This is a genomic window from Castellaniella sp. MT123 (assembly GCF_039614765.1).
Taxonomy (GTDB): domain Bacteria; phylum Pseudomonadota; class Gammaproteobacteria; order Burkholderiales; family Burkholderiaceae_B; genus Castellaniella.
On sequence record NZ_CP154879.1, the window covers coordinates 2,576,065 to 2,596,417 of the forward strand.

At 65.3% G+C, this 20,353-nt stretch carries 19 protein-coding genes; 8 read left to right on the forward strand and 11 right to left on the reverse strand.

Annotated features, from left to right (window positions below; translation table 11 throughout):
* Positions 1–70: 70 nt before the first annotated feature.
* The 3 genes from guaD (at position 71) to ABCV34_RS12205 (ending at position 3,577) form a co-directional block, all read left to right on the forward strand.
* Positions 71–1,435 (forward strand): guanine deaminase, encoded by a 1,365-nt coding sequence (gene guaD / locus ABCV34_RS12195; RefSeq protein WP_345796476.1) that lies wholly within the window; start codon positions 71–73, stop codon positions 1,433–1,435.
* Positions 1,436–1,542: 107 nt separating this feature from the next.
* A complete protein-coding gene (locus ABCV34_RS12200; protein ID WP_345796477.1) occupies positions 1,543–3,027 on the forward strand; it encodes an AMP nucleosidase in 1,485 nt (494 codons plus the stop codon).
* A gap of 1 nt (position 3,028) precedes the next feature.
* Entirely contained in the window at positions 3,029–3,577 is a 549-nt protein-coding gene (locus tag ABCV34_RS12205) for a YaeQ family protein (RefSeq protein WP_345796478.1), read from the forward strand.
* On the opposite strand, the gene ABCV34_RS12210 is transcribed toward ABCV34_RS12205, so the two are convergent.
* From ABCV34_RS12210 to ABCV34_RS12230, 5 genes are all read right to left on the reverse strand, one after another.
* Positions 3,574–4,437, reverse strand: coding sequence for an aldo/keto reductase (locus ABCV34_RS12210; RefSeq protein WP_345796479.1), 864 nt, complete (start codon positions 4,435–4,437; stop codon positions 3,574–3,576). The two genes, ABCV34_RS12205 and ABCV34_RS12210, sit on opposite strands and share 4 nt — an antisense overlap.
* 78 nt (positions 4,438–4,515) lie before the next feature.
* Complete coding sequence (locus ABCV34_RS12215) at positions 4,516–5,268, reverse strand: TSUP family transporter (RefSeq protein WP_345796480.1); 753 nt, start codon at positions 5,266–5,268, stop codon at positions 4,516–4,518.
* 44 nt (positions 5,269–5,312) lie between these two features.
* Positions 5,313–6,338 carry a DctP family TRAP transporter solute-binding subunit gene (locus tag ABCV34_RS12220; protein WP_345796481.1) on the reverse strand — a complete coding sequence of 342 codons (1,026 nt, stop codon included), beginning with the start codon at positions 6,336–6,338 and terminating at the stop codon, positions 5,313–5,315.
* Positions 6,339–6,361: 23 nt separating this feature from the next.
* Complete coding sequence (locus ABCV34_RS12225; RefSeq protein WP_345796482.1) at positions 6,362–7,660, reverse strand: TRAP transporter large permease; 1,299 nt, start codon at positions 7,658–7,660, stop codon at positions 6,362–6,364.
* Positions 7,657–8,181 (reverse strand): TRAP transporter small permease, encoded by a 525-nt coding sequence (locus ABCV34_RS12230; RefSeq protein ID WP_345796483.1) that lies wholly within the window; start codon positions 8,179–8,181, stop codon positions 7,657–7,659. The genes ABCV34_RS12225 and ABCV34_RS12230 overlap by 4 nt, the downstream gene beginning before the upstream one ends.
* Before the next feature lie 222 nt (positions 8,182–8,403).
* Here ABCV34_RS12230 and ilvB point away from each other — a divergent pair, with 222 nt between their 5' ends.
* A complete protein-coding gene (gene ilvB, locus ABCV34_RS12235) occupies positions 8,404–10,245 on the forward strand; it encodes a biosynthetic-type acetolactate synthase large subunit (protein WP_345796484.1) in 1,842 nt (613 codons plus the stop codon).
* 1 nt (position 10,246) lies between these two features.
* Here the strand turns inward: ilvB and ABCV34_RS12240 are convergent, their stop codons facing one another.
* Together ABCV34_RS12240 and ABCV34_RS12245 are read right to left on the reverse strand one after the other, a co-directional pair.
* The gene (locus ABCV34_RS12240) at positions 10,247–11,005 is read right to left on the reverse strand and encodes a glucose 1-dehydrogenase (protein ID WP_345796485.1); all 759 of its coding nucleotides are present in this window, start codon (positions 11,003–11,005) and stop codon (positions 10,247–10,249) included.
* Positions 11,006–11,070: 65 nt separating this feature from the next.
* Positions 11,071–12,528, reverse strand: a complete 1,458-nt coding sequence (locus ABCV34_RS12245; RefSeq protein ID WP_345796486.1) for an aldehyde dehydrogenase family protein — start codon at positions 12,526–12,528, stop codon at positions 11,071–11,073.
* A 247-nt stretch (positions 12,529–12,775) separates the two neighbouring features.
* Here ABCV34_RS12245 and ABCV34_RS12250 point away from each other — a divergent pair, with 247 nt between their 5' ends.
* The 3 genes from ABCV34_RS12250 (at position 12,776) to ABCV34_RS12260 (ending at position 15,608) form a co-directional block, all read left to right on the forward strand.
* Positions 12,776–13,756 carry a TRAP transporter substrate-binding protein gene (locus ABCV34_RS12250; protein WP_345796487.1) on the forward strand — a complete coding sequence of 327 codons (981 nt, stop codon included), beginning with the start codon at positions 12,776–12,778 and terminating at the stop codon, positions 13,754–13,756.
* A gap of 74 nt (positions 13,757–13,830) precedes the next feature.
* Entirely contained in the window at positions 13,831–14,319 is a 489-nt protein-coding gene (locus ABCV34_RS12255) for a TRAP transporter small permease (RefSeq protein ID WP_345796488.1), read from the forward strand.
* A gap of 11 nt (positions 14,320–14,330) precedes the next feature.
* Positions 14,331–15,608: a TRAP transporter large permease gene (locus ABCV34_RS12260; protein WP_345796489.1), complete on the forward strand. Its 1,278-nt coding sequence runs from the start codon at positions 14,331–14,333 to the stop codon at positions 15,606–15,608.
* 123 nt (positions 15,609–15,731) lie between these two features.
* Here ABCV34_RS12260 and ABCV34_RS12265 read toward each other — a convergent pair whose 3' ends face one another.
* From ABCV34_RS12265 to ABCV34_RS12280, 4 genes are all read right to left on the reverse strand, one after another.
* The gene (locus ABCV34_RS12265; protein ID WP_345798778.1) at positions 15,732–16,691 is read right to left on the reverse strand and encodes a TRAP transporter substrate-binding protein; all 960 of its coding nucleotides are present in this window, start codon (positions 16,689–16,691) and stop codon (positions 15,732–15,734) included.
* A 101-nt stretch (positions 16,692–16,792) separates the two neighbouring features.
* On the reverse strand, positions 16,793–18,073 hold the full coding sequence (locus ABCV34_RS12270) for a TRAP transporter large permease subunit (protein ID WP_345796490.1): 1,281 nt from the start codon (positions 18,071–18,073) through the stop codon (positions 16,793–16,795).
* Between the two features lie 15 nt (positions 18,074–18,088).
* Positions 18,089–18,577 carry a TRAP transporter small permease gene (locus ABCV34_RS12275; protein WP_345796491.1) on the reverse strand — a complete coding sequence of 163 codons (489 nt, stop codon included), beginning with the start codon at positions 18,575–18,577 and terminating at the stop codon, positions 18,089–18,091.
* Positions 18,564–19,115: a gluconokinase gene (locus ABCV34_RS12280; RefSeq protein WP_345796492.1), complete on the reverse strand. Its 552-nt coding sequence runs from the start codon at positions 19,113–19,115 to the stop codon at positions 18,564–18,566. The genes ABCV34_RS12275 and ABCV34_RS12280 overlap by 14 nt, the downstream gene beginning before the upstream one ends.
* A 160-nt stretch (positions 19,116–19,275) precedes the next feature.
* Between ABCV34_RS12280 and ABCV34_RS12285 the strand changes: the two genes are divergently transcribed.
* Positions 19,276–20,340 (forward strand): LacI family DNA-binding transcriptional regulator, encoded by a 1,065-nt coding sequence (locus tag ABCV34_RS12285; RefSeq protein WP_345796493.1) that lies wholly within the window; start codon positions 19,276–19,278, stop codon positions 20,338–20,340.
* Positions 20,341–20,353: the final 13 nt, after the last annotated feature.

The window sequence follows — 20,353 nt, forward strand, 5'->3', positions numbered from 1 at the left end:
TGCCGGCACCGGGGCGGTGCCATCTGAAATATCATACGAAGCCCCGATCGGGGCCAGCGAGGAGAGACTGATGACTGTGAATCAAAACGCCGATCCGGGTGCCACCCGTTCCACAGGGGCGGGTGACATCCAGGCCTATCGTGCTCAGCTGCTGTATTTCCGGGATACGCCCAAAGCCGAGGACGAGGCCTGCGAGTGGATCCGTGACGGCCTGCTGGTGGTGCGCGATGGGGTCATCGAGCAGTGCGGCGAGCACGATCGCCTGATCGGTGATCTGCCCCCCGGTACGTCGGTCCACGACTGGCGCAATCACCTGATCACGCCGGGTTTCATCGACACGCATATTCATTATCCGCAGACCGACATGATCGCGTCGCCCGCGCCGGGCCTGCTCCCCTGGCTGGAAACCTATACTTTCCCCACCGAGCGGCGCTTCGAGAACCCGGAATACGCGCAGGACGTCGCCAAGTTCTTCCTGGATGAACTGCTGCGATGCGGCACCACCACCGCACTGGTGTATTGCACCGTGCATCCGGGTTCGGCCCAGGCGTTCTTTGCGGAGAGCCACGCCCGCAACCTGCGCATGGTGGCCGGCAAGGTCATGATGGATCGCAACTGCCCGGAATACCTGCGCGACACGGCGGAATCCGGCGCGCGCGACAGCGAAGACCTGCTGCGCCGCTGGCATGGCACGGGCCGCCAGATGTACGCGTTGACCCCGCGCTTCGCTCCCACGTCCACGCCCGAACAGCTGGGCCGTTGCAGCGAACTGGCGCAGCGCTATCCGGACGTTTTCATCCAGTCGCATGTGGCGGAAAATCGGGATGAAGTGAAGTGGGTGATGGATCTGTTTCCCGGCTACCGCAGCTACCTGGACATCTACGACCGGTATGGGCTGCTGCGCCCACGCGCGGTGTACGGCCACTGTGTCTGGCTGGACGACGATGACTGGCGGCGCCTGCGGGATTCAGGCGCGGTCGCGGCCCATTGCCCGACCTCGAACCAGTTCCTGGGCAGTGGCCTGTTCGATCACGCCACGGCCCGCAACTTCGGCACGCCCGTCACCCTGGCGACCGACGTGGGTGGGGGCTCGTCTTTTTCCATGCTGCAGACCATGAACGAGGCGCACAAGATTGCCCGCCTGTCGGGCCACCACCTGACCGCGCGGCGCATGTTCTGGCAGGCCACCCAGGGCGCGGCCAAGCACCTGGGGCTCACGGGCCGGATCGGCACCCTGGAAGCCGGCGCCGAGGCCGACTTCATCGTGCTGGACCCCAAGGCCACACCGCTGCTGGCGCGGCGCAGCGCCTATGCCGAATCGCTGGAGGAGCTGCTGTTCGCCCTGGCGATGCTGGGCGACGATCGGGCCATCGCCGCCACGTACGCGGCGGGACGGGAAGTCCATCGGCGCGCGCGGACGGCCGCGCATCCGTAGGCCGGTGGCGGCCCGCACAGGGGCGCCCTTAGGCTTCCTGGGTATTGCGGGGCTGGCACTCCCTCTTGTCATGGAGACCTGCCATAATCAGGTGCATGGACAAATTCATGGATACCACCCGCCCGACCCGGTTGCCGCCGCTGGTCCCGTTCGCCAGCTACGACGATGCCGAAGCCGCGGTGGATCAGCTGATCCACCTGTATCAGCGCAACACGGCCTTCATCCGCGACGCCTTCCGGGAATACGGCGCCGGTACCCTGGAAGTCGGCCAGCGGGTACGCGCCTGCTATCCGGCCATCCGCATCCGCATCAATACCTATCCGGACGTCGACAGCCGCCTGTCGTATGGGCACCTGGTCGAGCCCGGCACTTACTTGACGACGGTCACACGTCCCGCGCTGTTTCACGACTATCTGCGCGAGCAGGTGCGGTTGCTGCTGCGCAACCATCATGTGCCCGTGGAGATCGGCGAATCGGACTTGCCGATTCCCCTGCATTTCGCGTTTCCGGAGGGCGAATACGCCCAGGGAGAATATTCCGAAGTCCCCGGCCACACTCTGCGGGATCACTTCGACGTGCCCGATCTGGCGGTGACCGACGATGCCATCGTCAACGGCACCTGGCGCGGCCGCGCCAACCAGCCGCGGCCGTTGGCGCCCTTCAGCGGCCCGCGGATCGATTATTCGTTGCAGCGCCTGCGGCACTACACCGGGACGTCGCCGGCGCATTTCCAGGATTTCGTGCTGTTCACGAACTATCAGTTCTATGTGGACGAGTTCGTGAAGTGGGCTCGCGCCACGCTGGCCGCCGGCACGGGCGGCTATACCGCGCTGGTCGAGCCGGGCAACCACATCGTGACGCAGGATACCGCCGCGCAGCCCGCGCCGCCGCTGGCCTTCAACCCCCAGATGCCGACCTACCACCTCAAGCGCGAGGGCCATGCCGGCATCACGCTGATCAACATCGGGGTGGGGCCTTCCAACGCGAAGACGATCACTGACCACGTCGCCGTGCTGCGGCCCTCGGCCTGGCTGATGCTGGGCCATTGCGCCGGCCTGCGCACCACGCAGCGCCTGGGCGACTACGTGCTGGCGCACGGCTACGTGCGTCAGGATCATGTCCTGGACGACGATCTGCCCCTGTGGGTGCCGGTGCCGCCGCTGGCCGAGGTCCAGGTCGCGCTGGAAGACGCCGTGGCCGAGGTCGCGGGCCTGTCGGGTTGGGAACTGAAAAAGATCATGCGCACCGGGACGGTCGCCACCATCGACAACCGCAACTGGGAGCTTCGCGACCAGCAGGAACCGGTGCAGCGCCTGTCGCAGTCGCGCGCCATCGCCCTGGACATGGAATCGGCCACGATCGCGGCCAATGGGTTCCGCTTCCGCGTGCCGTACGGCACGCTGCTGTGCGTGTCCGACAAGCCCCTGCATGGCGAATTGAAACTGCCCGGCATGGCCAGCGCCTTCTACCGCACCCAGGTCAACCAGCACCTGCACATCGGCATCCGCGCACTGGAACGTCTGCGTGAAATGCCCAGCGAACGGCTGCATTCGCGTAAACTGCGCAGCTTCATCGAGACGGCATTCAAATAACATGGCCCTGCGCGCCACCATCTACAAAGCCGAACTGCACGTTGCCGACAATGATCGTGGCTACTATGGCAGCCATGCCGTCACCGTGGCGCGGCATCCGTCCGAGACCGACGAACGATTGATGGTGCGGTTGCTGGCCTACGCGCTGTGGGTGGATGCCGACGAACGGCTGGTGTTCACGCGCGGCCTCAGCGATACGGACGAACCCGACCTGTGGAACCTGGACCTGACCGGCGCCGTGCGGCAGTGGGTCGAAATCGGCCTGCCCGACGATCGCCGGTTGCTGAAGGCCTGCGGCAGGGCGGAACAGGTCATCGTCCTGGCCTATGGCCGGGGAGTGGACGTCTGGTGGGCGGGTGTGCGCGACAAGGTCGCCCGGGCGGGCAATCTGCAGGTTTACGCCCTGGATGCGGATGCGACGAAGGCACTGGCGGCGTTGGCTGCACGCGGCATGAGCCTGAGCGTGAACATCACGGACCGCAGCGCCTGGGTGTCCTGCGAGCGCGGGGACGTCACCCTGGACGTGCAATGCCTGCGCGAGGCCGTTTAAACCGCCAGTCTTCCCAGCGTCTCGAATTCCGTATCGCCCAGTTCGACCCCGGCGGCAGCCACGTTCTGCGCCAGATGCTCGGGGCTGCACGTGCCCGGAATCGGCAGCATCACCGGTGATCGTTTCAACAGCCAGGCCAGCGCGATGGCGCTGGCCGTCACCCCATGGCGCTTGGCAACAGCGTCCAGTTCGGATCCCGGGCCGGCCAGGCGCCCCGCGTTCAGCGGATACCACGGAATGAAACCGATGCCGTGCCGCGTACAGTAATCCAGCACGGCTTCGCTCTTGCGGTCGCCCAGGTTGTACTGGTTCTGGACCGTGGCCACCGGAAAATACGCCTGGGCCTCTTCGATGTCTTCGGGATGGACCTCGCTCAGACCCACGTGGCGGATCAGGCCTTCCTTGCGCATCGCGGCGATGACTTCGAACTGCGCGGTGCGCGGCACGTCGGGGTCGATGCGGTGCAATTGCCACAGATCGATGCGCTCGACGCCCAGCCGGCGAAGGCTCATCAGCACGCATTGGCGCAGATAGTCCGGGTCGCCCAGCGGCACCCATTTGTCCGGGCCATGTCGCAACAGCCCGCCCTTGGTGGCGATCAGCAGGCCGTTGTAGGGGTGCAGCACCTCGCGGATCAGGTCTTCGCTGACAAACGGCCCGTAACTGTCGGCCGTATCGATGAAATTGACCCCCAGATCCGGCAATTTTTTCAGTGTCGCACGGGCGGCGTCCGGGTCTGACGGCGCCCCCCAGATGCCAGGCCCTGTGATGCGCATGGCGCCGAAACCCAGGCGGTGCACGGGGATGTCGCCGCCGATCAGAAAGGTGCCGGATACGGTGGCGTTTGGAGTCTGGGACATGGGGATCACCTCGGGAAGGAAACTGCCAGGAGTTCATGATAGGACGGTCTGGCCGAAGATGCCATGCGGCGGGCCGGCCTATCGATCCAGCAGCATCTTCACCGACACGATGACGGCCATCGTCACCATCAGGATGCGGATCAGCTGATGGCCGCGCGTCACGACCAGCCGGGCGCCGATCGTGCCGCCCACCCATTGGCCGGCGAGCATCGGCAGACCGAAGGCCCACAAGATGTTGCCGTTCAGGGCGAAGAAAATGACCGATGCCAGGTTGCTGCACAGGTTCAGCAGTTTGGCATGCGCTGTCGCCTTGACCAGATTCATGCCCAGCAGCGTCACGAGCGAAATCGCCAGGAACGTCCCGGTGCCGGGGCCGAAGAAGCCATCGTAGAAGCCGATCATCGGCGCCAGGCTGGCAGCGTAGACCGCCTGGGTGATGCGCTGGGTGCGATCCTGCGCTCCGACCCGGGGCGACAACAGGAAATACAGGGCAAATCCGATCAGCAGGAACGGAATGATCTGCTTCAGGATGCCGCTGTCGATGCGGGTCAGTGCAATCCCGCCCACCAGGGATCCCAGGAAAGCCCCCAGCATCATCCAGCGGCTGCGCTTCAGGTCGATCTGGCGCATGCGCAGAAAATGCAGGGTCGCGGCCGTGGACCCGGCGATGCCGCCGATCTTGTTGGTGGCGATCGCCACCCCCGGCGGCAGGCCGACGGCCAGCAGCGCGGGGATGGTGATCAGACCGCCACCGCCCGCGATGGCGTCGATGGTACCCGCCAGCATGGCGACGAAGAACAGCAGCGTGGCGATATCGAAGGTGATTTCCATGGGCGGCGAGAGGCGGGTGTGCTGTCAGCCGGCCATGATACGCCTTACCGCTTCGCGATATCCGCCTGCGCCTGCTTCACCAGATCCGGCCCGATCTGCTTGGCCCATTTGTCGAACACCGGCTGCGTCACCTTGGCGAAGGACTGGATCTGCTCGGGCGACAACACGGTCACCGTCACCCCGTGGCCTTCGATTTCCTTCAGCAGCGAATTGTCGGTGTTGGTCACGCCTTTGCGAGCGATCACGATCTCGCGCCGGCCGGCTTCGATGGCCGCTTCGCGCACGATCTTCTGGTCATCCGGCGACCAGGAACTCCAGACGTCCTTGTTGACCACGAAAATCAGCGGATCAGCCACGTAGTTCCACAGGCTGAGATATTTCTGCCCCACGTCGTAGAGCTTCGCGCCGGCATAGATGGACAGTGGATTTTCCTGGCCATCCACCGCGCCGCTGGCCAGCGCGGGCTGCGCATCCGCCCAGCTCATTTGCGTTGGGTTGGCGCCCAGGGCTGTGAACGTGTCGATGTACAGCGGCGAGCCGACCACGCGCAGCTTCATGCCTTTGATGTCTTCCGGGGCCTTCACCTCGCGCACCGAATTGCTCAGCTGCCGGTAGCCATTTTCGCCCCAGGCCAGCGGCACCACGCCTTTCTTCGACAGGATGCCGAACAACTGCTCGCCGACCTTGCCGTGGGTCAGCGCGTCGATGGCCGGGTAGTCGGGCATCAGGAATGGCAGCGAGAACAGATTCAGTTCCTTGACCTGCGGGGACCAGTTGATGGTCGACCCGACCGCCATGTCGATTACGCCCTGACGGATGGCGGTGAATTCGCGGGTCTGGTCGCCCTGCACCAGGGAAGTGCCCGGGTAGACCTTGATGTTGATGCGCCCGTTGGTGCGTTCGCGCACCAGATCGGACCAGATCACCGCCCCCTGCCCCCAGGGGAAATTGGTGCCGACCACGATGGACAGTTTGTATTCGGACTTGTAGTTGGCGGCCTGAGCCGGCAGGGCGGCTGCCAGGGCCGTGAAGGCCAGCGCGGCGGCGCCGATGAATCGTGTGAAACGCATGAGTCAGTCTCCTCTGTGAAAATTCAGTATCCCAGATAATGTGGCAGCCAAAGCGCGATCTGCGGGAAGATCACCACCAGCACCAGCGTACTCATCATCCCGGCCACCAGCCACAGCACCCAGGGCACCGTGCTTTCTATGGGGATCCGGGCGATCTTGCTGGACACCATCAGGTTCACGGCCACCGGCGGCGTGAACTGGCCCACCGCGACCATCAGGGTCAGCACCACGCCCAACCACACCAAGTCCCAGTGAAAGGCCTGAGCCACCGGCTGGATCAGCGGCACGAAGATCAGGAAGATCGAAATGCCGTCCAGAAACATGCCCGCCACGATCAGCAGCAGGATGAGCAGCGTCAGGACACCGTATTCCCCCAGCCCGGAATGCACGATGGCGTTGGTGATCGGGTCGATGATGGACAGCGTGGACAGCGACCAGGCGAAGATGCCCGCCAGCGTCACGATCAGCATGATGACGGCCGACAGCTCGCCCGCCTCGCGGAAGATCGGGAACAGGTCGCGCCAGCGCATGGTGCGGTGGACGAACATGCCGATGAACAGGCCATAGAACACGGCCACTACGGCGGCTTCCGTGGGCGTGAAATAGCCCATGCGCATGCCGCCCAGGATGATGACAGGCGCCGCCAGCCCCGGGATGGCCTCGAACAAGCTGCGCCAGAACGGTGGGCGCGGTTCCTTGCGGGCCTGGGCGCCCATGTTGTGCCGCCTGGCCAGCCAGACTGCCGGAATGATCAGGCCGATACCGGCCAGGATGCCCGGCAGCATCCCGGCGGCGAACAGCGCAGGGACGGACGCCTCCGGCACCAGGATCGAATACACGATCATGGCGATGGACGGCGGGATCAGGATATCGGTGGCGGCGCCCGCCGCCACCACACTGGCGGAGTACGCGCGCGGATAACCGGCGCGGTTCATGGCGCCGATCATGATGGCGCCCACCGCCGCCGCGCAGGCGGGACCGGACCCCGAGATTCCGCCCAGGAACATGGCCACGCTGATGGCCACCACCGCCAGCATTCCCGGGCCATTGCCCGTGATGGACTGGGCCAGGCGCACCAGCTTGGCGGCCACGCCCGACCGGTCGAAGATCGATCCCACCAGCACGAACATGGGGATGGCGAGCAACGGATATTTGGCGAGCCCGGCATAAAAGCTTTGGGACACGGCCATGAGCCCGAACCAGTGTGTGTCGGGGTTGGCCAGAGCGATGGCCAGCGTGCCGGCGCCGCCCAGAGCGACGCCCACCGGCACGCCCGCCACCATCAGGACAACGAAGATCGTGAACAGCAGGGTGGCGATCATGGCCGCTGCCCCCAGGTGCGCTGCAGCATGCCGGCCAGCCGCAGGGTGATGACCGCCGACAGAACGGGCAGCCACATGGAATACCACCAGGTCGGGATCCCGATGGCGGGCGAAGTGTCCCCCCAGTTGTATTCGTCCAGGGCCATGCGCCCCAGCAGAACGGTCAGGCCGATGAAGAACAGCAGGCAGGCCCCGTCCGATATCAACGCGAAGCGTCGCTGGCGGGTGGCCGAGCCGCCGTCGGCGAGCATCTCGATGCGGATGTGCAGCCTGCGCACGAAGGCCGAGGACCCGGCGCTCATGGTCAGTACTACCAGAAGGAAGATGGAGATTTCCTCGGTCCAGGCAAAGGATTCGGCTGTCAGGTAGCGCACGATGACGTTGGCCAGCGTGATGCAGGCCAGGACCCCCAGGCTGAGCACGGTCAGCCAGTCTTCGAAACACAGGGAGATACGGGTGGGAGGGTCGGCTGGTGGGCCGAGGTGCGTGGGGGACGTGTCGAGGGCGTGATCGTCGGGCATGAAATCAGGGGGTGTGATGAAAGTCGAACAAGCCGCAGCGCGTCGTGACGCGCAGCCTGGTTGTCTGGATCACAGAAACCTCTGCATGCTACAGCGGAACGGCGGGTTTGCCAGTCCGGGACATCCCGTGGTGCGGTCCGTCAAAGGCCATGGCGGAATCAGCCATGGCGTGCAGGGCCTAAAGTGTACAGAACGCGACTGCGTGACGGGAAGGGCAGGCGCATGAAAAGGGATAAACTCAAAGATTGTCCCCGCGTGGCTCCTTTTGTTCAGGTTCCTTCCGTGAATGCCCCCACTCCCGCGCCCCTGCGCGCCACCGCCGCCACCCACCCACCCGCTGCCGGCCGCAATGGCGCCGAAGTCCTGCTGGACACCCTGATCGCCCTGGGGGTGGATACGGTGTTCGGCTACCCGGGCGGCGCGGTGCTGCCGCTGTACGACGCCCTGTACGCCGAACCGCGCATCCGCCATGTGCTGGTACGCCACGAACAGGCCGCCATGCACGCGGCCGAAGGCTATGCCCGCTCCACGGGCCGGCCGGGCGTCGTTTTGGTGACCTCCGGGCCGGGGATGTCGAACACGACGACGGGGCTGCTCGACGCCCTGTGCGATTCGATCCCCGTGCTGTGCATCAGCGGCCAGGTGGCCACCAGCGCCATCGGCACGGATGCCTTCCAGGAATGCGACGCGGTCGGCATTTCGCGCCCGGTCACCAAATGGAATGCCCAGGTGCGCCGCATCGAGGACGTCGCCGATCTGGTGGCAAAGGCCCTGCGCCTGACCCGCTCCGGGCGTCCCGGGCCGGTTCTGCTGGACTTCCCCAAAGACCTGCAGATGGCGCTGGTGCCGCCTGAAAACACTGTGCCGGCGCCCGAACCCGAGGCCGGGGTCGAAACCCTGTCCCCCGCGACGGAAGCGTCCATCAAGCGCGCCGCCGCCCTGATCGCCCGGGCGCGCCGGCCCGTGTTCTACGGCGGTGGCGGGCTGATCAATTCGGGCATCGATGCCTGCCATGCCTTCCGGTCACTGGTGCAGGCCACAGGGGCCCCCTGCACGCTGACCCTGATGGGGCTGGGCGCCTATCCGGCAGGCGATGCGCAGTTCCTGGGCATGCTGGGCATGCACGGCACGCTGCAGGCCAATCTGGCCATGCACCACGCCGACCTTATCGTCTGCGTAGGGGCGCGTTTCGACGACCGCATCACGGGCCGCCTGTCGGACTTCTGCCCGCACGCGGACAAAATCCATCTGGACATCGACCCCGCGTCGATCAACAAGGTCGTGCGCGCCGATGTGGCGCTGGTGGGCGACTGCTATCCGCTGCTGCGCGCACTGCACAAGGAACTCGGCCAGTATCCGCTGGAATCCGGCCGGTTGGACGAATGGTGGCAGCGTATCGGCGTCTGGCAGGCGCGCGACTGCCTGAAGGTCGAACCGTCAGCTGACGTCATTCTGCCGCAGGACCTGATGCAGCGGGTCAATCGCGTGCTGGCAGGGCGCGACGCTGTCGTCTCCACCGACGTGGGCCAGCATCAGATGTGGGCGGCGCAGTACATCCAGCTCGATCGCCCCAACCGCTGGCTGACCTCGGGCGGGGCGGGCACGATGGGCTATGGGCTGCCTGCGGCCATCGGGGCGCAGATCGCCCACCCGGACAAGCTGGTGGTGTGCGTCAGCGGCGATGCCTCTGTGCTGATGAACATCCAGGAACTCGCCACCGCCATGCAGCATCGGGCGCCGGTCAAACTCATCCTGTGCAACAACGGCCACATGGGCATGGTGCGCCAGTGGCAGGAACTCATCCACGAGGGGCGCTACAGCCATAGCTACAACGCCTCGATCCCGGATTTCGTCGCCCTGGCCAGGGCTTTCGGCTGGGGCGCGGCGCGGGTGGACCATCCGCGCGACCTGGACGCGGCGCTGGCCGCCTGCATGGCGCATGACGGGCCATATTTCCTGGACGTGGCCGTCGTGCCCCTGCAGAACTGCTTTCCCATGATGCCGGCGGGCTACGGGCATCAGCAGGTGATGCTCTCCGAGGACACCTGGTACGTCGAAGAATAGGTCACACGCAGCGCCCGCCGTCGACCTCCAGGCAGGCGCCGGTGATGAAGGACGCCTCGTCGCTGGCCAGATACAGGCAGGCGTTGGCGACGTCGTCAGGGGTCGAGAATCGCCCCAGCGGGATGCTGGCCGTGAATTTCGCGCGAGCCTCCGGGGTGTCGGGCACCCCCATGAACTCGGACAGCAGCCCCGTGGCGCCCACCACCGGGTTGACGCAGTTCACCCGAATGCGGTCCGGGCCCAGTTCGGCCGCCATCGAACGGCTGGTGGTCAGCACGGCGCCCTTCGTTCCGTTGTACCAGGTCAGGCCGGGGCGCGGCCGGATCGCCGCCGTGGAGGCGATGTTCACGAACACGCCGCCGCCACGCTGGCGGAAATGCGGCACGAAGGTCTGGGCGCTGTGAAAAATGCTTTTGACGTTGATCGCATAGATGCGATCGAATTCGGCTTCGCCGACTTCCAGCATCGGCCGGTTGCGGTGGGTCGCCCCCGCGTTGTTCACGACGATGTCCACACCCGGATAATGAGCCAGCGCACTGGCCAGAAGCGTGTGCATGCTGGCCGCGCTGGCAACGTCCACGTGGGCGAACTTGGCCTGCCCCTGGGCGGCGCGGATCTGATCGACGGTTTCCTGGCCGGCGGCGTCGTTGATGTCGGCAACGAGAACCCGGGCGCCCTCGCGGGCGAAGGTCGCGGCGATGCCACGGCCAAACCCGGATCCGGCCCCGGTCACGATCGCGACTTTGTTTTCCAGACGCATGCTGTTTCCTGTGGATTGAATGGTTTTTCGATGAAGAGGGGCGGGTGGATCGACCGGGCGGCGGGTTAATCGATGGTGCCGTGCCGGATGGCCACGGTTTTCAGGGTCGTGAATCCCAGCAGCGCCTCGAAGCCTTTTTCGCGCCCGTAGCCGCTGGACTTGACCCCGCCGAACGGCAGTTCGACCCCGCCGCCCGCGCCGTAGTTGTTGATGAAGACCTGGCCGCAGCGCAGCTGCCGCGCCAGCCGCAACTGCCGGCCGCCATCGCGGGTCCAGACGCCCGCGACCAGGCCGTAGGGGGTGGTATTGGCCATCGCCAGCGCCTCGGCTTCCGTGCGGAAGGGCTGCGCCACCAGAATCGGGCCGAAGATCTCTTCCTGCACCAGCACACTGTCCTGCGGCACGTCGCGAAACAGCACGGCCTCCTGGTAGTAGCCAGCCGCCGGCGCATCGGCCAGGACCTGTCCGCGCGCGGCCTCGGTCAGCCCTTCGGCGCGCGCCGAGGCCAGGATCTGGCGTACCCGTTCGTGTTGTTTCTGGTTGACGAGCGGGCCCAGATCTGGATCGGAGGCCGCCGGCCCGGCGCGCAGCGCGCGAAAACGCTCGGCCAGTTGGGCGACAACCGCCTCGTAGCGGCCTTCCTGCACCAGTAGCCGGCTGCCCGCCGAGCAGGTCTGGCCGCTGTTCTGGATGATCGCATTGACGATCACCGGCAGGGCGGCGTCCAGGTCCGCGTCGTCGAACACGATCTGCGGTGATTTGCCCCCCAGTTCCAGCACGGCGGGGCAGTGATGGCGGGCGGCGGCTTCGGCCACGCGCTGGCCGGTGACAGTCGAACCGGTGAACGAGATGTGATGGATGCCCGGATGGGCGGCGAGCGCGGCGCCGGCCTCGTGGCCGTAGCCGGTCACGACGTTCAGCGCACCGGCGGGAAAGCCGGCCTGGGCGGCCAGGTCGGCCAGATACAGGGTGGACAGGCTGGCATCCTCGGCGGGCTTGACCACGCAGGCATTGCCCGCCGCCAGGGACGCGCCCACGCTGCGGCCGAAGATCTGCACCGGGTAGTTCCAGGGGATGATGTGGCCGGTGACGCCGTGGGGTTCGCGCACGGTCATGACCGTGTAGCCGGTTTCGTAGGGCAGGGTGTCGCCGTGCAGCTTGTCGCAGGCCCCCGCGTAGAACTCCAAATAGCGCGCCAGGGCCAGCACGTCGTTGCGCGCCGTGTGCAGGGTCTTGCCGGTGTCGCGGGCTTCGACCCTGGCCAGTTCGTCGGCGTGTTCCAGGACCGCGCGGCCCCAGTCGGCCAGCAGCCGGCCGCGATCGCGAGCGCAGGTCCTGGCCCAGGGGCCGTCCAGGCTGTCGCCCATCGCGGCGCAGGCTGCCTGCACGGCACGATCGATGTCCGCGGCGGTGCCGCGCGCGATGTGGTCGAAGACCTGCCCGTCGGACGGATCGATGACGGGGATGGTCTGGTCGTCCCGGGTCGGCTGGCGTCGGTTGGCGATGAAATGATGCGTGGGCATGAGGTCGATTTCCTGGTCTGGTGTGTCCCGCCGTGCGCGATGGTCGGCCCGAACCATCATAAGACAGGAACCAGAGGCCCACGGCGGGGCAGCCTTCCTGGATTTCCCTAGGGACCATCCATATTGGCCATCGCGGGGCGTACCTGCGTTGCGGGCCGGGACTTCTTCGTGTTAGAACACTACGGGGCCAAAACCCGGCGCTTGTCCGGATGGCGACAATAAATCATCATGTTCGGGAGACGGCATCATGCATCACGGAAAGAAACTGGCCGGCTGGATTGCGGCTGCGGCGCTGGCGGGCCTGACGGCGGCCACGCCGGTGCTGGCCCAGACCACCCTCAAGATGGCCTATGCGCTGTCCGAAACCTCGCATTACGGCGCGGGCGCGGCGGCCTTCGCGAAGGCGCTGGAATCCAGCGAGCCCAATTTCAAGATCCAGCAGTTCCCCAACAGCCAGCTGGGCGGCGAGCGCGAGGTGATTGAAGGCCTGCAGCTGGGCACGATCGATCTGGCCATCGTCTCCACGGGCGCCACGCTGAATTTCGTGCCACAGACCGGGGTGTTCGATATCCCCTTCCTGTTCCGTGACCTGGCTCATGCTCGCAAGGTCCTCGACGGCAAGATCGGCCAGGACATGCTGGCCGAATTTCCCAAACGAGGCCTGGTGGCCCTGGCCTGGGGTGAACAGGGTTTCCGCCATCTGACCAACAACGTCCGCGCCGTGAAGGAACCGGCTGACATCAAGGGCCTGAAGATCCGCACGACGGAAAATCCGATCCACATCGCCGCCTTCAAGCAGCTGGGCGTGCTGGCCACCCCGATGGCCTGGCCCGAAGTCGCCACCGCCTTGCAGCAGGGCACCATCGACGGCCAGGAAAATCCCCTGTCCGTGCTGGTGTCGGTGAAGATCTGGCAGCTGCAGAAATACCTGTCGCTGACGGCTCACGTCTACGGTCCGGCGCTGATCCTGATGTCGCCTTCGGTCTATAACGGCCTGCCCGACGCCGACAAGGCCAAATTCAAGGATGCCGCCCTGGCCGGCGCGCAGGCCATGCGCCAGTTCGTCGACAAGATCGAGACGGATGGCGTGGAAACGCTCAAGGCCAACGGCATGCAGGTCAACACGGTGGATCACGCAGCCTTCGTGAAGGCGGTGGAACCCGTCTACCCGCAATACTACAAACAGTTCGGCAAGGACCTTGTCGAATCCATCCGGAATACACAATAAATCATGAGCGCGCCGGGCCGTCCCAAGCGCGAATTCCCCCTCGGGGGGACGGCGCGTAGCGCCAAGGGGGTATCATGCGAGCGCTGGGTCTGATCGACCGGGGCCTGTTCCGGCTGGTGTCCTGGGTGGCCCAGGCCCTGCTGTGGTCCGCCGTCGCGGCGGGCTTCTATCAGGTCCTGGCCCGTTTCGTCCTGCAGTCCCCCTCGGCCTGGTCCGAGGCCTGGACGCGGGCCTCGATCATCTGGGCCGTGATGCTGGGCATGGCACTGGCCTTCCGCCACGGGGCCATGCTGGGCGTGGATCTGCTGCATAACCTGCTGGCCGCGCATCGCGCCCGCCTGCTGGAACACGTCGTGCTGCTCATCGTCGTGGGCTTTCTGGGCTTTCTGGTCTGGATCGGATTCGACATGACCTGGCGGGTGCGCTTCCAGACCACCCCCAGCCTGGGTGTGTCGATTTCCTGGATCTACCTCTCCATTCCCGTCGGCGCGACACTCGCGCTGATTGGCGCATTGGCCTATTGGGCCGAGGGCCCGCGCCGTCTCCATATCGAACCTGTATAGGATCCCTGACCATGTCGCAACTGATGGTCGTTTCCATGCTGCTGTTCTTCGGCCTGACCGTGCCGGTGGCCGTGTCCATCGGGCTGGCCACCATGGTCGGGGTCGGGTTCGACGGGCACATGACGTGGCTCGTGATCGCCCAGCAGCTCTACGCCGCGCTGGACAAATACCCGCTGATGGCTGTGCCTTTCTTCATCCTGGCGGGCAACCTCATGGAGGCCGGCGGGATTTCGGAACGCATGGTCGAGTTCGCCAAGAGCGTGGTGGGTGGCGTTCAGGGGGGGCTCGCCTGCAGCTGCGTGCTGACCTGCATGATCTTCGCCGCGGTCGCCGGCTCCAGTGTGGCGACCACCTTCGCGGTGGGCTCGATCCTGATCCCGGCCATGGTCAAGCACGGCTATCCCGCGCCCTTTGCGGCGTCCCTGCAGGCCTCGGCGGCCGAATTGGGTGTCATCATCCCGCCGTCGATCCCCATGATCCTGTTTGCCGTGTCCACCGACACTTCGGTGGGCGAGGTCTTCATTTCGGGGATTGGCCCGGGGATCCTGATCGTGGTGGGGCTGATGCTCTACGTCTGGCTGTATGCCAGGCGAAATGGTCTGGGCACCCATGACGGCGACGGCCGTCTGCCGGTCTGGGCCGCCTTCCGGAAGGCCTGGTGGGCGCTGCTCATGCCGGTCATCATTCTAGGCGGCATCTATGGCGGCATCTTCACGCCCACCGAAGCCTCCGCCGTGGCCGTGGTCTACGCCCTGTTCGTGGGGGTCTTCATCTATCGCCGGCTGAACTGGGCCATTCTGGGGCGCACCTTCCACAGCTCCGTGATGTCCACGGCCATCATCATGTTCATCATCGCCAACGCCGGGGTGTTCGGGTTCCTGCTGAACCGCGCCGGCGTGCCGATGGCGCTGGGCGAATGGCTCAGCCATTTGTTCGGCAGCGAAGTCACCTTTCTGTTGGGGGTGAATGTCGCGTTGTTCATCATCGGCATGTTCATTGAGACTTCGGCCTCCATCGTGGTGCTGGCGCCCTTGCTGCTGCCCGTGGCTACCCAGTTCGGCGTGGATCCGGCGCACTTCGGGGTGATCATGGTGGTGAACCTGGCGCTGGGCATGGTGACGCCGCCTTTCGGCGTGAACCTGTTCGCCGCCTGCACGGTGGCGAAAGTCCCCATCGAGCGGCTGATCCGGCCGCTGCTGCCCTTCGTGGGCGTGGTGCTGACCTGCCTGATGGTCATCACCTATTGGCCGGGCTTGTCGCTGTTCTTCCGGGATCTGGTGTATCGGTGACGCGTCTGCGGCGTGGCGGGGTTGCCGTCGCGCCGGCATGACGCGGCCAGGCCTGGTTTCCCGAGCCTGGCCGCGTCATGTTATCGACGGACCGCCGTCCTGGATCCGGGGCCAGGACCTGGATCAGGCACCCTTGCGGATTTCCTTCAATTGGTCCTGCACCGCGTTCCATAGGTCCGGCCCCACGGACTTCTTGATCTGCGCGTTGACCGGGGTGATCGTCTCGCGCATGCGCTGCACTTCCTGTGCGCTGACGGTGTTGACCTGCATGCCGTCCGCCTTCAGCTGACTCAGCGCCTTGTCGGCTTCCGCGCGGGTGTCTGTGCGTTCGAAGTCGCGGCTGGCCTGGGCCGCCTGCATCAGGATGCCGCGCTCGTCGGCGCTCAGGCCGTCCCACCACTTCTTGCTGGCCGTGACGATCCAGGGGCTATAGACGTGGTTGGTGACGCTCAGGTACTTCTGGACCTCGTAGAACTTGCTGGACAGAATGGTGTTGAAAGGATTCTCCTGGCCGTCGACGGTCTTGGTTTCCAGCGCGGTGAACAGTTCCGAGAAAGGCAGGGGCACGGCGTTGGCGCCCAGCCGCTGGAAGGTGTCCAGGAAGACGTTGTTCTGCATGACGCGCAGTTTCAGGCCGCTGAAATCCTCGGCACGCTCGACCGGCTTCTTGCTGTTGGTCAGGTTGCGGAAACCATTCTCCCAGTAGACCAGGCCGACCATGCCCTTGTCTTTCAGCTTGTCCATGATGTCCTGGCCCGTCTTGCCATCCAGCACCTGGTCGGCCTCGGTGCCGGAATTGAACAGGAAGGGCGTGTCCCACAAGGCCATCTCCGGCGTGATCCCTACCAGGGTGGCGGTCGAGCCCACCATCATTTCCTGGGCGCCGCCGATGAGCGCTTGCTGCATCTGGATGTCCGAGCCCAGGGCCGCCGCGCCAATGGCCCGGATCTTCATCTTGCCGCCGGACAGTTTGGCGACTTCATTGGCAAAGACCTGGACGGCGCGGCCCTGGTTGGAATCCTGGTTGAGGCCGTAGCCGAAGCGGATCAGGCGGGTTTCGGCGGCGTGGGCCGACAGGCCCATGGCGCCCGCCGCCAGCGTGGCGACAAGGAACAGCATCTTGATTTTCATGGGACTTCTCCTTGGGTAAAGGGGTTCGCCGTTTTGGGGCGGTTGCCGACGTCTCAGCCCAGCCAGCGGACTGGAGCGGTGACGATCTGGGGGAAAGCAACGAGCAGCACGAGCAGGAGCACGTAGACCAGCAGGAAGGGGGCGACGCCTTTGACGACGGCTTCCATCCGGACGCCGCCGACGCCGCCCACCACGTTCAGCACCGTCCCCACCGGCGGGGTGATGAGGCCCAGACAGCCGGTGAAGACGAACATGAAGCCGAAATAGATTGGATCGATGTGCGCCTTCAGGGCCAGCGGCAGGCAGACGGGAGCGAAAATCAGGATGATGGGCGTCAGATCCATGGACGTGCCGACCAGCAGCAGGAAGATCACCATGCAGGTCATGAACAGTTTGGGGTGGGCCAGGATCGGTTGGAACAAGGCGGCGAGCTGGTTGGGCAGGTCCGCCAGCGTAATCATGTAGGCCGCCACCGTCGCGGCGCCGCACAGGAACATCACGACTGCCGTGGTGATGCTGGAGGTCACCAGCACCTCATAGGCGGCTTTCCAGGACAGCGCCTTGTAGATAAAACGCGACACCAGAAATGCATAGACGGCCGCGACCACGGCCGCCTCGGTCGGGGTGAAGACACCGAAGCGGATGCCGCCGAGGATGATGACCGGCATGAAAATCGCCCACGTGCTGTCGGCGATGGCCTTGCGGCGCTGCGCCGGGGTGGTGCGCTGGGCAGCGGGCAGGTTGCGTCGGCGGGCCACCAGCCGCCAGGCGATCAGCAATGCCCCGCCCATCAGAATACCGGGCACTACACCGCTGATGAACAGCTTGCTGATGGACGTATTGGTGGTGACACCGTAGATAATGAAGGGCAGCGAAGGCGGAATGATCGGACCGATGATCCCGCCCGAGGCCAGCAGGCCGGAGCTGTAGTCCAGCGGGTAATTCTGCTGGCGCATCATGGGCAGCAGAATGGTGGCCAGGGCTGCTGTGTCGGCAATGGCCGAGCCGCTCATCGAAGCCAGCAGCACCGAGGCGAAGATGGTGACGTAGCCCAGCCCCCCGGGGATATGGCCGACAAAGGTGCGCGCCATGTCGATGATCCGCTGGCTCAGACCGCCGGCATTCATCAGTTCGCCCGCCAGCACGAAAAATGGCACGGCCAGCAGCGGGAAACTGTCGAATCCGGCCTGAAGATTTTGCGCCAGCAGCTGGGTGTTGAAAAAATCCAGCTGCCACATCAGCGCCACACCGGACACCAGCAGGGCGATGGCGATGGGTATCCCGATCGACATGGAGCCGAACAGGACAGCGAGGAAAAGCAGGGTGATTTCCATGACAGTGTCCTTGCTTCACCCGCGCAGGCGGTCCAGGATGCTTTGCTTGAAGAGAATGACCACCATGGCGGCGGCCATGAATAGCGTCGCGGCAGCTGCGATCGACAGCGGATATCCGATCACGGGGCTGTAGCTGTGCATGCCGGCGATGACCTGGTCCCATGCTCCCTTGATTACCATGGACAGGACGACAAAGCCGATCACGCCGGCCAGCGCATCCAGGACAGGGCGCGTGCGGGGGCCGGCGCGGTCCACCAGCAAGTCGAAACTCAGGTGCCGCTTCTCATAGGCGGTAACGACCGTGCCCATGCATACCAGCCAGATGAAGAGCAGGCGGGACAGCTCCTCGTAGATCACCAGGCCCGTGCCGAAGGCATAGCGCAGCACGACGTTGCTGAAAACGGCAATGACCATCAGCGCCAGAGTGATGGCCATGAAGGCTTCAGCCGTCTTGCGGATCAGGGGCTTGCCGGTCCGACCGGATTCCGGTTCAGCGGGATGCATGTGGTCTCCTTTGCAGCCAGTCGCATGCGCTGGCAAGAATGTGGTCCAGCGGCTGTTCGCTATCCAGATGCAGCAGTCCGGCCTCGTCGACTGGCGGCTCCAGCGCGGCAAACTGGCTGTCGATCAAGGTGGCGGGGAAGAAATGGCTGGCACCTCGTCCAGCGACACGCTGCGCCGCCGCATCGCGCCCGACGTCGAGCCAGATGAAGGCCAGGTCCGGCACGTGGTCCCGCAGCCGCTGGCGGTAGGTGCGCTTCAGGGCGGAGCAGCTCAGGACGACGCCGTCTGGCGCGTGCCGGGCAAGTTCCCGGCCTAGAGACTCCAGCCAGGAGTGGCGGTCTTCGTCTGTCAACGGGATGCCGGTGCGCATCTTGGCGTGATTCTGTTCGCTGTGAAAGGCGTCGCCTTCCACGAAGGTCCAGTGCTGGCGACGGGCCAGGATCTCGCCGACCGTGGACTTGCCGCTGCCGGAGACCCCCATGACGACGACCGCCTGAGCCGGCGGCGCATGGCTGTCTTCCTGATCGCCGGCAGACAAAGATAGCGCTATCTTTTGCATTGAAAAAAATGACCTTGCGTGAAGTTATCCCTGGTACACCCTGGCGCGGCGCGACTGTCGGGATGCTGCTGCGAATCAGGTCTTGATGAGGCGCTAAGATAGCGCTATCTTCTGCATGACGACATTAGGGAATTCCTCTATGAAACATGACGCCACGTCCCGTGACGGTTCAAGGCGGGACCGGGGGACACGGGCCCGCAGTCGGGCGACGGGCCGGGTGACGCTGGCGGACGTCGCCGCCCTGGCTGGGGTCAGCCCCATCACGGCGTCGCGCGTGGTGGCCGGCAAGACGACGGTGCGGCCTGAACTGGCGGATCGGGTGCAGGATGCCGTCGCCCGACTGGGCTACCGCCCGGATCCGTCCGCTCGGGCGCTGGCATCGGCCAAGAGCGGCCACATCGTGGTGCTGATTCCCCTGCTGTCCAATACGCTGTTCACCGAACTGCTGGAAGCGATCCAGGATGTCATGTGGGATGCCGGTTACCCCATTTTCGTCGGCATCACGCAATATCAGCCGAGTCGCGAGGCGGCCTTGCTGGAAAACTACTTGTCGCATCGGCCAGCGGGCCTGATCTTGACTGGATTTGATCGCAGTGACGTCGTGCGCCGCCTGATCGCGGACAGTCGCACACCGTGCGTGCATGTCATGGAGCTTAGCGACGAGCCTGGCGTACATTGTGTCGGGTTCTCCCAGGTCGACGCGGCCGAGACGGTGGCCCGGCATTTGCTGGACCGGGGGCGGCGGCGCATCGCGTTTGTGGGCGCCCAGCTGGACCCCCGCACGCTGGAGCGTGCCGATGGTTTTCGCCGCGCCCTGAGCCTGGCGGGCCGCTACGACCCGCGTCTAGAGGTTCTCGATGCGAGACCGTCCTCCGCCGCCTTGGGGGCGGAGGCCTTTCGCCGATTGCTGACCGCGCATCCCGACGTGGATGCCATGTTTTTCTGTAATGACGATTTGGCCCATGGCGCGTTGCTGGAGGCTTTGCGGCTTGGCATCCCGATTCCCGATCGTGTCAGCGTGGTGGGTTTCAATGACCTGCCGGGCAATGAGCAGATGCTGCCCCCGTTGACCAGCCTGCGCACGCCGCGTCGCGAAGTCGGCGATGCGGCGGCGAAAATGCTGCTACGGCTGATCCGGGACGAAACCGTGCCAACCCCGGTGATCGATCTGGGATTTGCCCTGAAAATTCGCGAGAGCAGTTAAGTTCGGTTCACCC

Excerpts from the sequence above, each read along its gene's own strand:
- guaD (WP_345796476.1), top strand. The coding sequence starts at position 71 with ATGACTGTGAATCAAAACGCCGATCCGGGTGCCACCCGTTCCACAGGG.
- ABCV34_RS12200 (WP_345796477.1), top strand. The coding sequence starts at position 1,543 with ATGGATACCACCCGCCCGACCCGGTTGCCGCCGCTGGTCCCGTTCGCC.
- ABCV34_RS12205 (WP_345796478.1), top strand. The coding sequence starts at position 3,029 with ATGGCCCTGCGCGCCACCATCTACAAAGCCGAACTGCACGTTGCCGAC.
- ABCV34_RS12210 (WP_345796479.1), bottom strand. The coding sequence starts at position 4,437 with ATGTCCCAGACTCCAAACGCCACCGTATCCGGCACCTTTCTGATCGGC.
- ABCV34_RS12215 (WP_345796480.1), bottom strand. The coding sequence starts at position 5,268 with ATGGAAATCACCTTCGATATCGCCACGCTGCTGTTCTTCGTCGCCATG.
- ABCV34_RS12220 (WP_345796481.1), bottom strand. The coding sequence starts at position 6,338 with ATGCGTTTCACACGATTCATCGGCGCCGCCGCGCTGGCCTTCACGGCC.
- ABCV34_RS12225 (WP_345796482.1), bottom strand. The coding sequence starts at position 7,660 with ATGATCGCCACCCTGCTGTTCACGATCTTCGTTGTCCTGATGGTGGCG.
- ABCV34_RS12230 (WP_345796483.1), bottom strand. The coding sequence starts at position 8,181 with ATGCCCGACGATCACGCCCTCGACACGTCCCCCACGCACCTCGGCCCA.
- ilvB (WP_345796484.1), top strand. The coding sequence starts at position 8,404 with ATGAAAAGGGATAAACTCAAAGATTGTCCCCGCGTGGCTCCTTTTGTT.
- ABCV34_RS12240 (WP_345796485.1), bottom strand. The coding sequence starts at position 11,005 with ATGCGTCTGGAAAACAAAGTCGCGATCGTGACCGGGGCCGGATCCGGG.
- ABCV34_RS12245 (WP_345796486.1), bottom strand. The coding sequence starts at position 12,528 with ATGCCCACGCATCATTTCATCGCCAACCGACGCCAGCCGACCCGGGAC.
- ABCV34_RS12250 (WP_345796487.1), top strand. The coding sequence starts at position 12,776 with ATGCATCACGGAAAGAAACTGGCCGGCTGGATTGCGGCTGCGGCGCTG.
- ABCV34_RS12255 (WP_345796488.1), top strand. The coding sequence starts at position 13,831 with ATGCGAGCGCTGGGTCTGATCGACCGGGGCCTGTTCCGGCTGGTGTCC.
- ABCV34_RS12260 (WP_345796489.1), top strand. The coding sequence starts at position 14,331 with ATGTCGCAACTGATGGTCGTTTCCATGCTGCTGTTCTTCGGCCTGACC.
- ABCV34_RS12265 (WP_345798778.1), bottom strand. The coding sequence starts at position 16,691 with ATGGGCCTGTCGGCCCACGCCGCCGAAACCCGCCTGATCCGCTTCGGC.
- ABCV34_RS12270 (WP_345796490.1), bottom strand. The coding sequence starts at position 18,073 with ATGGAAATCACCCTGCTTTTCCTCGCTGTCCTGTTCGGCTCCATGTCG.
- ABCV34_RS12275 (WP_345796491.1), bottom strand. The coding sequence starts at position 18,577 with ATGCATCCCGCTGAACCGGAATCCGGTCGGACCGGCAAGCCCCTGATC.
- ABCV34_RS12285 (WP_345796493.1), top strand. The coding sequence starts at position 19,276 with ATGAAACATGACGCCACGTCCCGTGACGGTTCAAGGCGGGACCGGGGG.